The 12,446-nt window shown below is 71.8% G+C and carries 13 protein-coding genes; 6 read left to right on the forward strand and 7 right to left on the reverse strand.

From position 1 onward, the window contains the following. Nucleotides 1-86 precede the first annotated feature (86 nt). Nucleotides 87-260, reverse strand: coding sequence for a CsbD family protein (locus AB0N90_RS02755; protein ID WP_365192467.1), 174 nt, complete (start codon nucleotides 258-260; stop codon nucleotides 87-89). Nucleotides 261-408: 148 nt separating this feature from the next. On the opposite strand from AB0N90_RS02755, the gene AB0N90_RS02760 reads away from it, so the two are divergent. Both AB0N90_RS02760 and AB0N90_RS02765 read left to right on the forward strand, forming a co-directional pair. Beyond that, nucleotides 409-867, forward strand: a complete 459-nt coding sequence (locus AB0N90_RS02760) for a MarR family transcriptional regulator (protein WP_361683083.1) — start codon at nucleotides 409-411, stop codon at nucleotides 865-867. Between the two features lie 35 nt (nucleotides 868-902). Then, the gene (locus AB0N90_RS02765; protein WP_365192800.1) at nucleotides 903-2,654 is read left to right on the forward strand and encodes an MFS transporter; all 1,752 of its coding nucleotides are present in this window, start codon (nucleotides 903-905) and stop codon (nucleotides 2,652-2,654) included. Between the two features lie 15 nt (nucleotides 2,655-2,669). Here AB0N90_RS02765 and AB0N90_RS02770 read toward each other — a convergent pair whose 3' ends face one another. The 3 genes from AB0N90_RS02770 to mgrA all read right to left on the reverse strand — a co-directional run bounded on the left by AB0N90_RS02770 (nucleotide 2,670) and on the right by mgrA (nucleotide 4,658). Further along, nucleotides 2,670-3,314 (reverse strand): DedA family protein, encoded by a 645-nt coding sequence (locus AB0N90_RS02770; RefSeq protein ID WP_365192469.1) that lies wholly within the window; start codon nucleotides 3,312-3,314, stop codon nucleotides 2,670-2,672. 19 nt (nucleotides 3,315-3,333) lie between these two features. Further along, complete coding sequence (locus AB0N90_RS02775; RefSeq protein ID WP_361683087.1) at nucleotides 3,334-3,507, reverse strand: hypothetical protein; 174 nt, start codon at nucleotides 3,505-3,507, stop codon at nucleotides 3,334-3,336. A 107-nt stretch (nucleotides 3,508-3,614) separates the two neighbouring features. Next, nucleotides 3,615-4,658: an L-glyceraldehyde 3-phosphate reductase gene (mgrA, locus tag AB0N90_RS02780; RefSeq protein ID WP_365192471.1), complete on the reverse strand. Its 1,044-nt coding sequence runs from the start codon at nucleotides 4,656-4,658 to the stop codon at nucleotides 3,615-3,617. Nucleotides 4,659-4,951: 293 nt separating this feature from the next. Here mgrA and AB0N90_RS02785 point away from each other — a divergent pair, with 293 nt between their 5' ends. Beyond that, nucleotides 4,952-5,800, forward strand: a complete 849-nt coding sequence (locus AB0N90_RS02785; RefSeq protein WP_361683091.1) for a chitosanase — start codon at nucleotides 4,952-4,954, stop codon at nucleotides 5,798-5,800. An 84-nt stretch (nucleotides 5,801-5,884) separates the two neighbouring features. Here AB0N90_RS02785 and AB0N90_RS02790 read toward each other — a convergent pair whose 3' ends face one another. Then, nucleotides 5,885-6,403, reverse strand: a complete 519-nt coding sequence (locus AB0N90_RS02790) for a DUF4328 domain-containing protein (RefSeq protein ID WP_365192801.1) — start codon at nucleotides 6,401-6,403, stop codon at nucleotides 5,885-5,887. Nucleotides 6,404-6,533: 130 nt separating this feature from the next. On the opposite strand from AB0N90_RS02790, the gene pgm reads away from it, so the two are divergent. Beyond that, nucleotides 6,534-8,174, forward strand: a complete 1,641-nt coding sequence (gene pgm, locus AB0N90_RS02795; RefSeq protein ID WP_365192473.1) for a phosphoglucomutase (alpha-D-glucose-1,6-bisphosphate-dependent) — start codon at nucleotides 6,534-6,536, stop codon at nucleotides 8,172-8,174. Between the two features lie 65 nt (nucleotides 8,175-8,239). Here pgm and AB0N90_RS02800 read toward each other — a convergent pair whose 3' ends face one another. Together AB0N90_RS02800 and AB0N90_RS02805 are read right to left on the reverse strand one after the other, a co-directional pair. Next, nucleotides 8,240-9,169 (reverse strand): SGNH/GDSL hydrolase family protein, encoded by a 930-nt coding sequence (locus AB0N90_RS02800; protein WP_365192475.1) that lies wholly within the window; start codon nucleotides 9,167-9,169, stop codon nucleotides 8,240-8,242. Nucleotides 9,170-9,355: 186 nt separating this feature from the next. Further along, nucleotides 9,356-9,613, reverse strand: coding sequence for a DUF5133 domain-containing protein (locus AB0N90_RS02805; RefSeq protein ID WP_365192477.1), 258 nt, complete (start codon nucleotides 9,611-9,613; stop codon nucleotides 9,356-9,358). A gap of 210 nt (nucleotides 9,614-9,823) precedes the next feature. Between AB0N90_RS02805 and AB0N90_RS02810 the strand changes: the two genes are divergently transcribed. After that, nucleotides 9,824-11,431, forward strand: a complete 1,608-nt coding sequence (locus AB0N90_RS02810) for an adenosine deaminase (RefSeq protein ID WP_136099752.1) — start codon at nucleotides 9,824-9,826, stop codon at nucleotides 11,429-11,431. Nucleotides 11,432-11,764: 333 nt separating this feature from the next. Further along, nucleotides 11,765-12,292 carry a hypothetical protein gene (locus tag AB0N90_RS02815; RefSeq protein ID WP_361683103.1) on the forward strand — a complete coding sequence of 176 codons (528 nt, stop codon included), beginning with the start codon at nucleotides 11,765-11,767 and terminating at the stop codon, nucleotides 12,290-12,292. Nucleotides 12,293-12,446 lie beyond the last annotated feature (154 nt).

A 12,446-nucleotide genomic window follows, 5' to 3' on the forward strand; every position in this document is an offset into this window, starting at 1 on the left:
ACGGGCCCCGGGAATCCGCTGGGGGCGGACTCCCGGGACCCGTCGGAGCCGATCGTCCGGGTCAGCGCCATGGCCGACGGCGGGCCTCAGTGCTTGAAGGTGTCCTTGGCCTTCTCCTTGGCCTGCCGGGCATCGCCCTTGGCGCCTTCCATCCGGCCCTCGGCCTCCATGCTCTCGTTGCCGACGGCGCGGCCCACGACCTCCTTGGCCTTGCCCTTGGCCTGCTCCGCCTTGCCCTTCGCCTTCTGGTTGCCTGCCATCGGAGTCTCACTTCCCAACGTCTCGTGATGTTCCGTTCGCCATTCGGTTTGCCACTGCGACGCCCCTCAAACCGATTACCCGCCCTTGGTTGTACAGGCCAGACTGCTAAACCTATTGTTACTAATCATGGATGTGGCGACGGAAGACATGGCGGGTACAGCCCCCGCCGACCCGGGCGGCGACCCGGGGACCAGCGCGCTCGCGGGCGCGCTCCGGCTGGCCATGGGCCGGATCGTGCGCAGGCTGCGCCAGGCCCACGCGGTGGGCGACCTCACCCTCTCCGGCGCCTCGGTGCTGGCCCGGCTCTCCCGCGGCGGACCCGACTCGCCGGGCGCGCTCGCCGAGCTGGAGCGGGTGCGGCCGCAGGCGATGGCCGGCACCCTGGCCGGTCTGGAGCAGCGCGGACTGGTCAGCCGGGCGCCCGATCCGGCCGACCGGCGCCGGGCCGTCATCGCGATCACCGAGGAGGGCCGGACCGTGCTGGAGCGGCGCCGCTCCGAGTCCGCCGACCGCCTCGCCCACGCCCTGGCCGGGTTCACCCCGCAGGAGCGGCAGGCGCTGACCGACGTACTGCCCCTCCTCGACCGACTGGCGGAACAGCTGTGAGCGCCGGTACGCCCGAGGGCGGCATACGCGCCCGGATCCTCGCCCGCTCGGCCCGGCAGCGGGCCACACCGCCCGGCCCCGGCTACAAGTGGGTCGCCCTGTCCAACACCACGCTCGGCGTCCTGATCGCCACGATGGACGCCTCCATCGTGATCATCTCGCTGCCGGCCATCTTCCGCGGCATCGGCCTGGACCCGCTCGCCGCGGGCAACATCGGCTATCTGCTGTGGATGATCCTCGGCTATCTGCTGGTCTCGGCCGTCCTGGTGGTGGTCCTCGGCCGGCTCGGCGACATGTTCGGCCGGGTGCGCATCTACAACCTGGGCTTCCTGGTCTTCGCCATCGCCTCCGTCGCCCTCTCCCTGGATCCGCTGCGGGCCGGGGCGGGCGCGCTGTGGCTGATCCTGTGGCGCATCGTGCAGGCGTTCGGCGGCTCCATGCTCACCGCCAACTCGGCCGCGATCCTCACCGACGCCTTTCCCTCCCGGCAGCGCGGCATGGCGCTCGGCATCAACCAGATCACCGCGCTCGCCGGGCAGTTCCTCGGCCTGCTCGCCGGTGGTCTGCTGGCCGCCGTGGACTGGCGGGCGGTGTTCTGGGTGAGCGTCCCGATCAGTATCACCGGCACCATCTGGTCGTATCTGAGCCTGCGCGAGACCGCGGCCGGCGGGCGCGGCCGGGTCGACTGGCTCGGCAACCTCACCTTCGCCTCGGGCGCCGGCATCCTGCTCGCGGGCATCACCTACGGCATCCAGCCCTACGGCGGCCACCCGACCGGCTGGACCAACCCGCTCGTCCTCACCGGGCTGATCGGCGGCGTGTTCCTGCTGCTCGTCTTCTGCGTGGTGGAGAACAAGGTCGCCGAGCCGATGTTCCGTCTCTCGCTGTTCAAGGTGCGGGCCTTCGCGGCGGGCAACCTCGCCGCCCTGCTGACCGCGATCGCCCGCGGCGGGCTCCAGTTCATGCTGATCATCTGGCTGCAGGGCATCTGGCTGCCGCTGCACGGTTACGACTTCGAGGACACCCCCTTGTGGGCGGGCATCTTCATGCTGCCGCTGACCCTCGGCTTCCTGCTCGCCGGTCCGGTCTCCGGCTATCTCTCCGACCGGTTCGGCGCCCGGATCTTCTCCACCGCCGGGCTGCTGGTGGTCGCCGGGTCCTTCCTCGGGCTGCTGGCCCTGCCGGTGGACTTCGACTACGGCCCGTTCGCCGCGCTGCTGCTGCTCAACGGGCTGGGCCAGGGCATGTTCTCCTCGCCCAACACCTCCTCGATCATGGGCAGCGTGCCGGCGAAGTACCGGGGCGTGGCCTCCGGGATGCGCTCCACCTTCCAGAACTCGGGCACGGCCCTGTCCATCGGCGTGTTCTTCTCGCTGATGGTCTCCGGCCTCGCCGCGACCCTGCCGAAGACGCTGAGCAGCGGCCTGGCGGCGCACGGTGTGCCCGCCGCGACCGCGCACCAGGTGGCCTCGCTGCCGCCGGTGAGCACCCTGTTCGCCACGTTCCTCGGCAACAACCCCATCGGCCATCTGCTCGCGGGCGGCACCCTGGACCAGCTGACCGCCGCCCAGCGCGCCACCCTGACCGGCCACACGTTCTTCCCCGAGCTGGTCTCCGGGCCCTTCCACCACGGCCTGACCATCGTCTTCAGCGTGGCCGCCGGCATGGCCCTGGTCTCCGCGGTGGCCTCCGCGCTGCGCGGCGGCCATGAACGCGCCGACGAGGCGCCGACGACCGGCACCGGGCACCCGGAGCCGAAGCCGAGCGGGGCGGCGCGCCCCTCCTGAGCCCCGGACCCCGGGTCAGCCGGGTCCCTCGGACCCGGCGCGCTCGTGGCGCCGTCGCAGGACATGACGGGCCACGAGCGCGAGGACCAGGACCGCGAGGGCAAGCAGGAAGTAGAGCTCGTAGCGCTTGATGTCCGCGTAGACCGTGTCGATATGGCTGCCCGCCAGATAGGCCAGGGTGGTCCACAGACCCACCCAGAGGGCGGCGCCGAGGGCGTTGAAGGCGAGGAAGCGGCGCCAGTGCATGCCCGAGGTGCCCGCGACGATGCCGTTGGCCTGACGCAGGCCCTCGATGAACCGGGCCACGGTCACGATCACACCGCCGTGGCGGGCGAAGAAGTCCTCGGCGGCCGCGAACCGCTTCGGGGTCAGGAAGACGTACTTCCCCCAGCGGTGCACGAAGGCGCGCCCGCCGAAGTGGCCGATCAGATAGCCGATGTTGTCCCCGACGACGGCCGCGGCGAACGCGATGAGGGCCACCTTCACGATGTCCAGCTCACCCGCGCCCGCGTACACCCCGGCGGCGAGCAGGATCGTCTCGCCGGGTGCCGGGATGCCGAAGTCCTCCACGAGGATCACGGCCCCAACGGCCCAGTAGCCGTAGTGGCCGAGCAGCGGCGCCAGATGGGCCAGTGGTCCCGGAAGCGGAGGGGCGGCCATGCCTCCACGGTACGGGCGGTCAGAGGACGGGGCCCCCGGCGGTACCGGGGGCCCGCTGGCAACTGGGGCACAGCTCGTGCTCGCCGCCCGGGCTGACGACGGTTCCCCAGCCGAGGCAGCGTTCGCAGTCGCGGGCGCGGCTCAGATCCGGGTGGGGCGGGGGGACGTGGCTGGGACGGGCTGCGTGCACCATGCGGCGAGCGGCTCCTTGCGGTGTGAGGGAGTCGTAAGGATGTCCGAGTTGCCAGATTAAGTCTTATTTATCCCTCATTTCTGTGATGTACGTCACATCCGTCGGGATTAACCGAGATTTCCCAGCCGGGCCTCGCGCCACAGGTCGACGCCGCCGTCGGTGGCGTACGTGTCGATCTCGGCCAGTTCCCCGTCGGTGAAGTCGAGGTGGTCCAGCGCGGCCACGTTCTGCTCCAGCTGCTCGGTGCGGGAGGCGCCGATGACCAGGGACGTCACCCGCCGGTCGCGCAGCGCCCAGGCGAGCGCCAGCTGGGCCAGGGTCTGGCCGCGCCGGGCGGCGATGCCGTTCAGGGCGCGCAGCCGGCGCAGCACGTCCTCGGTCAGCCAGGAGCGGTCGAAGGAGTCGCCGCGCGCGGCCCGCGAGTCACCCGGCACGCCGTCCAGGTAGCGGCCGGTCAGCAGGCCCTGGGCGAGCGCCGTGAAGCCGATGACGCCGAAGCCCTCCTCCTGGGCCACGTCCAGCAGGCCCTCGGTCTCGATCCAGCGGTTGAACATGTTGTACGACGGCTGGTGGATCAGCAGCGGGGTGCCCAGGTCCCGCAGGATCGCCGCGGCCTGCCGGGTGCGCTCGGCGTCGTATGACGAGATGCCGACGTAGAGCGCCTTGCCCTGGCGGACGGCCGTGTCGAGGGCGCCCATCGTCTCCTCCAGCGGCGTGCTCGCGTCCAGCCGGTGGGAGTAGAAGATGTCCACGTAGTCCACGCCCATCCGGCGCAGCGACTGGTCCAGCGAGGCCAGCAGGTACTTACGGGATCCGCCGCCCTGCCCGTAGGGGCCCGGCCACATGTCCCAGCCCGCCTTGGTGGAGATCACCATCTCGTCGCGGTACGGCGCGAGGTCCCGGCGCATCAGCCGGCCGAAGTTGGCCTCCGCCGAGCCGTACGGCGGGCCGTAGTTGTTGGCCAGGTCGTGGTGGGTGATCCCCAGGTCGAAGGCGCGCAGGGCGATCTCGCGCTGGGTCTCGAAGGCGCGGTCGTCGCCGAAGTTGTGCCAGTAGCCAAGGGAAAGAACCGGCAGGTCGAGGCCTGAGCGGCCGGTGCGCCGGTAGCGCATGGTGCCGTCGTAGCGAGCGGGGTCCGCGACGTGGGTCATCGGGTGTTCTCCGGGTGGTGCGGTACGGGTCGCCCCCAGAGGTACGAGGGGGTCTGTCCACCCTGCGCCGAGGTGATCCATAAGTCCAATTGCGCAGCCGGATGGGATTGAGCGGTCCCGTTTCTGAGTGGGGTCTGTCCGATTTTCCGATCGGGGGCTGTCCGATCCTACGAACTTCGCGCGGACCGGGTTACCGGCCCCTTCCGGCTCTGATAGGAAACTTTCCTACCAGTACTCGCAGCACCTTCGTACTGGCCCGACTCACCACCCCCCACACCTACTTGGAGCCCCCAGTGGTGCACGAACACCGCGATTCAGCAGCCTCCGCCCGCCTTTCCCGCCGTACCCTCGTCGCCGCGCTCGGCGCCGTGGCCGCCGGTGCCGCGCTCGGTGTCCCGCGCGCCGTCGCGGCGGGGGCCGGCACCGCCGCCGCGACCGGCCTCGACGATCCCGCGAAGAAGGAGATCGCGATGAAGCTGGTGTCGAGCGCGGAGAACTCCTCGCTCGACTGGAAGGCCCAGTACAAGTACATCGAGGACATCGGCGACGGCCGTGGCTACACCGCCGGCATCATCGGCTTCTGCTCCGGCACCGGCGACATGCTCGACCTCGTCCAGCTGTACGCCGACCGCAAGTCGGGCAACGTCCTCGCCACGTACCTGCCCGCGCTGCGCAAGGTCAACGGCAGCGACTCGCACTCCGGGCTCGACCCGGACTTCCCCAAGGACTGGCGCAGGGCCGCGCAGGACACGGCGTTCCAGAAGTGCCAGGACGACGAGCGCGACCGCGTCTACTTCGACCCCGCCGTCGCCCAGGGCAGGACCGACGGACTGCGTGCCCTCGGCCAGTTCTGCTACTACGACGCCATCGTCATGCACGGCGACGGCGACGACTCCACCAGCTTCCGCAACATCCGCAAGCGCGCCCTGCGCACCGCCGAGCCCCCGGCGCGGGGCGGCGACGAGACGGCGTACCTCAACGCCTTCCTCGACGCCCGGGTCTGGGCCATGAAGCAGGAGGAGGCGCACAGCGACACCACCCGCGTCGACACCGAACAGCGGGTCTTCCTGCGCAAGGGCAACCTCGACCTGAAGACACCGCTCGACTGGAAGGTGTACGGGGACAGTTACCACATCGGCTGACGGCCGCCCGCGGCTACGAGGGCTACGCGGGCCGCGGGACTACGACGGCTACGAGGGCTGCGGGAGCTCCGAGGGCTGCGGGAGCTACGAGAGCTGCGGGAGCTGCGGGGGACCGGCGGGCGTGGGCGCCACCGCCCGCGCCGGCGCCACGGCCCCCGCGGCGATCCCGGCGGCCTGCCGCGCCGTGATCCGCTGGATCACGGCGACCGCCAGGACGGCCGCCGCGCCGTAGAGGACGTCCGCCGCCACGGTCAGGGCCGGCGACCCGGGCGCGCCGTACCCGTTGCACACCACGGCGAACAGGGCGTGCCCCACCCAGGCTCCCCACCAGACGTCCACCAGCGTGTCCGACCGCGCGGGGGCGGCGTCACCGGCCCGGGGAGTGCTCGCGCGCAGCACGTCCTGCACCAGGGGCCGGGGCGCCCAGAGGCAGACCACCGGTATCAGCCAGGCGAGGACACCCCAGGCGGCGGACCCCCGCACCACGCCGGGGGAGAGCAGGTCGGCGGTCCGACGGCAGCGGGCGAACCAGACCAGGAACACCGCCGTCGTCAGGACCGTCCCCCACAGGCAGAGCGTCGTGACCCAGGACCCCGCGGGCAGCGCATGCGGCGCCGGCCGGACGGTGCGGAGATCAGCGGATCATAAGGTGGGGCGTACTCGCGCGTCATGCTCCTGACGAGGAAAGATGGGCGTCGGCGAGTGACCAAAACCGATGCGGAGGAACGCACTCATGGCGCACGAGCGAGCCGGCCGGCCGGCCGGTCCCGAGGATCTTGTCGATGTGGCGAGGCTGGTCACGGCGTACTACGCGCTGCACCCGGACCCGGCCGACCCGGCCCAGCGGGTGGCGTTCGGCACCTCGGGACACCGGGGCTCGTCCCTGGCGAGCGCCTTCAACGAGGACCACATCGCCGCCACCAGCCAGGCCATCTGCGAGTACCGCGCCGGGCAGGGCATCGACGGCCCGCTGTTCCTGGGCGCCGACACCCACGCCCTGTCGGAGCCCGCGAAGGTCACCGCGCTGGAGGTGTTCGCCGCAGCCGGCGTGACCGTGCTCATCGACAGCGCGGACGGCTACACGCCCACCCCCGCCGTCTCGCACGCCATCCTCACGCACAACCGGGGCCGCACCACGGGCCTGGCCGACGGCGTGGTCGTGACCCCCTCGCACAACCCGCCCGCCGACGGCGGCTTCAAGTACAACCCGCCGAGCGGCGGCCCGGCCGCCTCGGACGCCACCTCCTGGATCCAGGACCGCGCCAACGAGATCATCACCGGCGGCCTGAAGGACGTACGACGGCTGCCGTACGCCCGCGCGCTCGCCGCGGACACCACCGGCCGCTACGACTTCCTCGGCACCTACGTCGACGACCTGCCCGGCGTCCTAGACCTCGACGCGATCCGCGCGGCCGGGGTGCGCATCGGCGCCGACCCGCTCGGCGGGGCCTCCGTCGCCTACTGGGGCCGGATCGCCGAGCAGCACCGCATCGACCTCACGGTGGTCAACCCGGGCTCCGATCCCACCTGGCGGTTCATGACGCTGGACTGGGACGGCCAGATCCGCATGGACTGCTCCTCGCCCTATGCGATGGCCTCGCTGATCGAGCAGCGCGACCGGTACCGCATCGCCACCGGCAACGACGCCGACGCCGACCGGCACGGCATCGTCACCCCGGACGCGGGCCTGATGAACCCCAACCACTACCTCGCGGTCGCCATCGACTACCTCTTCCGGCACCGCGAGAACTGGTCCGCCCGGGCGGGCGTCGGCAAGACCCTGGTGTCCTCCACCATGATCGACCGGGTCGCCGCCGACCTCGGCCGCCGCCTGGTCGAGGTGCCCGTCGGCTTCAAGTGGTTCGTGGACGGGCTGATCGGCGGGGAACTCGGCTTCGGCGGCGAGGAGTCGGCCGGCGCCTCCTTCCTGCGCCGGGACGGCTCGGTGTGGACCACCGACAAGGACGGCATCATCCTCGCCCTGCTCGCCTCCGAGATCACCGCCGTCACGGACCGGACCCCGTCCGAGCACTACGCGGGTCTGACCGCACGCTTCGGCGAGCCCGCCTACGCCCGCATCGACGCCCCCGCCACCCGCGAACAGAAGGCCCTGCTCGGCAAGTTGTCGCCCGCCCAGGTCAGCGCGGACACCCTCGCCGGGGAGCCGGTCACCGCCGTGCTCACCGAGGCGCCCGGCAACGGCGCGGCCATCGGCGGCATCAAGGTCAGCACCGACAACGCCTGGTTCGCGGCCCGTCCCTCGGGCACCGAGGACGTCTACAAGATCTACGCCGAGTCCTTCCACGGCCCGGACCATCTGGCCCGGGTGCAGGAGGAGGCACGGGCGGTGGTGCAGAGCGCGCTGGGCGGCTGAGCGACGACCTGCCGGCGTCGGGCACGGCGGTCGCCACACCGATGCGTGGCGGCCGCCGTTCGTGCTCAGTGGTGCCCGCGGTTCCCCGTGAGCCGGTGCAGGACCGCTCCCGCCATGGCCTCCTCGCCCCTGGCGTTGGGGTGCGCGGGGGCCGCGGGCGCGGCCGGCTGGAGCGGCTCGATCCAGCGGTCCGCGGGCGCCTTGCACATGTCGTGGCCCACGGTCGGACCGTAGGTGTCCACGTACTCGGCGCGGTTGTGCCCGGCCACCGTGCGCAGCATCAGGTTCAGCCGCTTCTCGGTGTCCCGCAGATAGGCGAAGTCGCCCTGGGCGAAGGGGACCTGCGGGAAGCACCCCACCCCGTCGTCGGGCAGCAGATCGGGGTAGCCGACGACCACGACCCGGGCGTGCGGCGCCCGCGCGTGCACGGCCCGCAGCACCTCGGTGACCTTCGGCGCGGTCTGCCGCACCGCGAGCGCCAGCGCGTCCTGCCCGGACGCCTCGTAGGAGCGCTCGCAGGGATTGCCCGTGGGGTCCTGGACACCGAGCCGGGCGCAGGTGGCGATGATGGTGCCGAACCCGACGTCATTGCCGCCTATTTGGAGCGTCACCAGGTCCGTGTTCCGTGAAACGGCGTCCAGCTGGGGCCGGTTGGTGCCCTGGGCCTGCCACATCTGCACGGTCGTCGCGCCCGAGCAGCTGACGTCGGTGAACGTGGCCGCCCTCGCCCGCCGCGCCACCAGCGACGGGTAATTCTGGTCGGAGCGGGCGCAATCGGCGTCCACCTGGGTGGGTATGCCCGGTCCCGAGGTGTAGGAGTCGCCGAGCGCCACGTAGTCGGGGCGGTGGCCGTGGCCGTATCCGTGGCTCGCCGGACGCGCGGCGGCCGGCGTGGTGGCGGCGGCGACCAGGGCGCAGCCGCCCACCGCCGCCGCCAGCACCGCGGCCCGCCGCCGGGCTCTCGCCCCGTCCGCCGGACGCCTGTCGTTCGTCATCGTTCCCCCCTGGGACCGGTACACGGCGCGGACGGCGGCGCCGTGGAGCTGCCCTCACGCGATTGACTGGGTCTGTATACCGTCCGGTAGGTCCCGCCGACCAGAAGCGGGAACCCATGAGTTCGGGAGGAGCGCGGCGGGGAGCCGCCGGTGCCGGTGGCGATGGGCGGTTCGGCGTTCCCGGCCTCAGGCGCCGGACGCGGCGACGGCCGGCGCGGGCTCCCGGAGCAGCGAGTCGTCCTCCGGCCGGGCCCCGGACAGCCGGTGGCGCGCGGCGATCAGGGCCATGTCGACATCCCGCGTCCCGGTGGCCACGCACAGCGTGTACGAGATGTCCGCGAGCCGCTGCCGCGCCCTCGGGGTGCTTTCCTCGGCGCCGAGCAGCGCGAGGGTCTCGTACTGGGTGATGAGGTCCTTCAGCACGGCGGGGTGTGCCATCAGCATGGGGTCGGCCTCCTGGTGTCTCGCCGATGTACGACGTCAGGGGCGCGACTACCCGGCCCCGCGCCCCGCATGCCACCCCGGTGGTCCCCGGCCTCGCGCGCACCGTCCTTTCCGGACAGGGAGACGGACACGTCACCCGCACGGGTGCTCTCCGGCCGGTATGCGCCGGTCGCGCCCCCGTCGCCGCCCTCCTTCGCTGATCATGCAGCTGTGAGTCTGCACACCCGAAGTGCCGTACCGCGCCGGGTCGTTCCGGCCGTGCTCGGCACCCTCAGTGTCCTGTCCCTGCTGTCCGCCCTGCCCGCCGCCGCGCAGCCCGCGCGTGCCGCGGCCCGGCCCGCCGCGCCGCCGCCCCGGCAGGCCACGGCCGCCGAGGCGCGGACCGATGCCTACCTCCGCTCGGTCAAGGACCGGCCCGCGGCCCTGCGGGCCTTCTTCCGGCAGCTCCCCAAGGGCGGGGACCTGCACAACCACCTCTCCGGAGCGGTGAGCACGGACTACCTCATCGAGCTGGCCGCCGAGGACGGCCTGTGCATCGACGCGACGATGACCGCCGTCGCCCCGCCCTGCGGCCCCGGCACCCGCCCCGCCGCCGACGCCCGCACCGACCGCGCCTTCCATGACGCGATCGTGCGCGCCTGGTCCATGCAGGACTTCCCGCCCGACGAGAACGGGCACGACCACTTCTTCGACACCTTCGGCAAGTTCGGCGAGGTCACCTGGCGGCACCGGGGCAAGCTGCTCGCGCAGGTCGCCGACACCGTCGTCGCCAACAACCAGTCGTATCTGGAGACGATGGTCACCCCCGCCTCCGACGGCGCCAAGCAGCTCGCCGACCAGGTGGGCTGGGACGCCGATCTGACCGCCCTGCACCGCAAGCTGGCCGCGGGCGGCAAGCTGGACAAGCTGGTCGCGGACGCCCGCAAGGAGGCCGACGACGGCGACGCGGAGTTCCGCGCCACCGAGCACTGCGGCACCGCCAAGGCGCGGCCCGCCTGCGGGCTCACCGTCCGCTGGATCTCCCAGGCGTCCCGGGGCAGTTCACCGGTGCGGGTCTTCACCCAGCTGGACCTCGGTATGCGGCTCGCCGAGGCGGACTCCCGCTTCGTCGCGGTCAACCTGGTGCAGCCGGAGGACTGGGACAGCTCGCTGGAGAACTACAGCCTCCAGATGCGGATGGTCGGCTATCTGCGCACCGTGTACCCGAAGGCCCATGTCACCCTGCACGCGGGCGAGTTGTGGCCCGGTCTGGTCAAGCCGGAGGCGCTGAAGTTCCATATCGCCGAGGCGGTGGACGTCGCGCACACCCAGCGTGTCGGACACGGTGTCGACCTCGTCCACGAGGACAACTGGCAGCGCACCGCCCGCACCATGGCGGCCCGGCAGATCGCCGTCGAGGTGCCCTTCTCCAGCAACGCGCAGATCCTCGGCGTCAAGGGCGCCGAGCATCCCTTCACCACGTATCGCCGCTACGGCGTCCCGGTCGTCCTCGCCACCGACGACCCCGGCGTCTCGCGCATCGACATCAGTCACGAGTACCAGTACGCCGCCGCCACCTACGGCCTCGGCTACCCGGAGCTGAAGGACCTGGCCCGCGCCTCCCTCCAGTACGCCTTCCTGCCCGGCGCGAGCCTGTGGCAGGGCAACCCCACCGCCCAGGGCTACCACCCGGTCGCGGCCTGCCGCGCCGAGCGCCCCGGGCAGCCCGTGCACAGCGCGGCCTGCCGCCGTCTCCTCGACGGCAGCGCCAGGGCACGCCTGGAGTGGCGCCAGGAGGCCGCGTTCGCGGCGTTCGAGCGGGCGCACGCCCGGGGGTGACCCGGTTCCGGCCGCGCCACTCCCCATACGGGGACCGGCGCGGCCGGAATTCATCGATTGGCCGAGAAGAGTGCGGTCATACAACCGGATGACCCGATTCCGTGCGTGCGCGCGGGTCGGGTCTTCGCCATTACCCCGGCTTTGCGACGACGTTTCCGGTAACCCCACGCGCCCCCGTCGTCACCGCCCGTACCGTGCAGGGATGCCCCTCCCGTAAGATCGTCACATCGTCATCACATAGCCTTCACCGAACGACCGCTTTCGGCCGATCGTGTTCCGGGTCCTCGTGACGGGGCAGACGCGGTGCGCGCCCCGCCTCTAGCGTCCCGGGCCATGCGATCACCTCTGCTGAGACGCCTCGGTCTCACCGCCGTCCTCGCCGCCCTCCTCGCCGTCTTCGGCTTCAGCACCATCGCCAGCGCGGACCCGGACCCGGCCGCCCTCACCTTCAGCACCGACAGCGCCACCACCACCCCCGGTGGTTCGGTCAAGCTGTCGATGACGCTGACCAACAACAAGACCTACGACGTCCTGTTCGTGTACCAGACGATCGATCCGACCTGGCTGACCACCCAGCGTCCGGACCTGAAGTACAGCTTCGCCGGCTGCACCCTGGCCGCCGCCGACGGCAGCAGCACCTCCTGCTCCGGCACCGGCCCGACCAACCTCGGCACCAACTACGGCGCCACCATCCCGCCCGGCCAGAGCCGTACCGTCACCCTGACCCTCCAGGTCGCCGCCGACTCCGGCTGCAACGGCAACATCGGCTTCTACTCGTACTTCTACGCCGAGTTCAGCGACGGCACCAGCAGCAACGGCGGGCCCGTCTACACGCCCGAGACGCGCGTGCTCTGTTCCTGACGGACCTTCCGCACCATCCGCAGGAGCGGTTACGTCGCCCGGTGGACCCGATGGTTCGCCGGGCGACGCGGGGCACGACGGGAAAAAGCTCAATCGGGTTGCGTCACAAGGCAGTTGGACACCCGCCATTTTCCGTCAGGTTTCGTGACCCGAC

This window comes from Streptomyces sp. NPDC093018 (assembly GCF_040684035.1).
Classification (GTDB): domain Bacteria; phylum Actinomycetota; class Actinomycetes; order Streptomycetales; family Streptomycetaceae; genus Streptomyces; species Streptomyces murinus.

Bases quoted from the DNA above. Each gene is read 5' to 3' on its own strand.
- AB0N90_RS02755 (WP_365192467.1), bottom strand. From the start codon at position 260: ATGGCAGGCAACCAGAAGGCGAAGGGCAAGGCGGAGCAGGCCAAGGGC.
- AB0N90_RS02760 (WP_361683083.1), top strand. From the start codon at position 409: ATGGCGGGTACAGCCCCCGCCGACCCGGGCGGCGACCCGGGGACCAGC.
- AB0N90_RS02770 (WP_365192469.1), bottom strand. From the start codon at position 3,314: ATGGCCGCCCCTCCGCTTCCGGGACCACTGGCCCATCTGGCGCCGCTG.
- AB0N90_RS02775 (WP_361683087.1), bottom strand. From the start codon at position 3,507: ATGGTGCACGCAGCCCGTCCCAGCCACGTCCCCCCGCCCCACCCGGAT.
- mgrA (WP_365192471.1), bottom strand. From the start codon at position 4,658: ATGACCCACGTCGCGGACCCCGCTCGCTACGACGGCACCATGCGCTAC.
- pgm (WP_365192473.1), top strand. From the start codon at position 6,534: ATGGCGCACGAGCGAGCCGGCCGGCCGGCCGGTCCCGAGGATCTTGTC.
- AB0N90_RS02800 (WP_365192475.1), bottom strand. From the start codon at position 9,169: ATGACGAACGACAGGCGTCCGGCGGACGGGGCGAGAGCCCGGCGGCGG.
- AB0N90_RS02805 (WP_365192477.1), bottom strand. From the start codon at position 9,613: ATGCTGATGGCACACCCCGCCGTGCTGAAGGACCTCATCACCCAGTAC.
- AB0N90_RS02815 (WP_361683103.1), top strand. From the start codon at position 11,765: ATGCGATCACCTCTGCTGAGACGCCTCGGTCTCACCGCCGTCCTCGCC.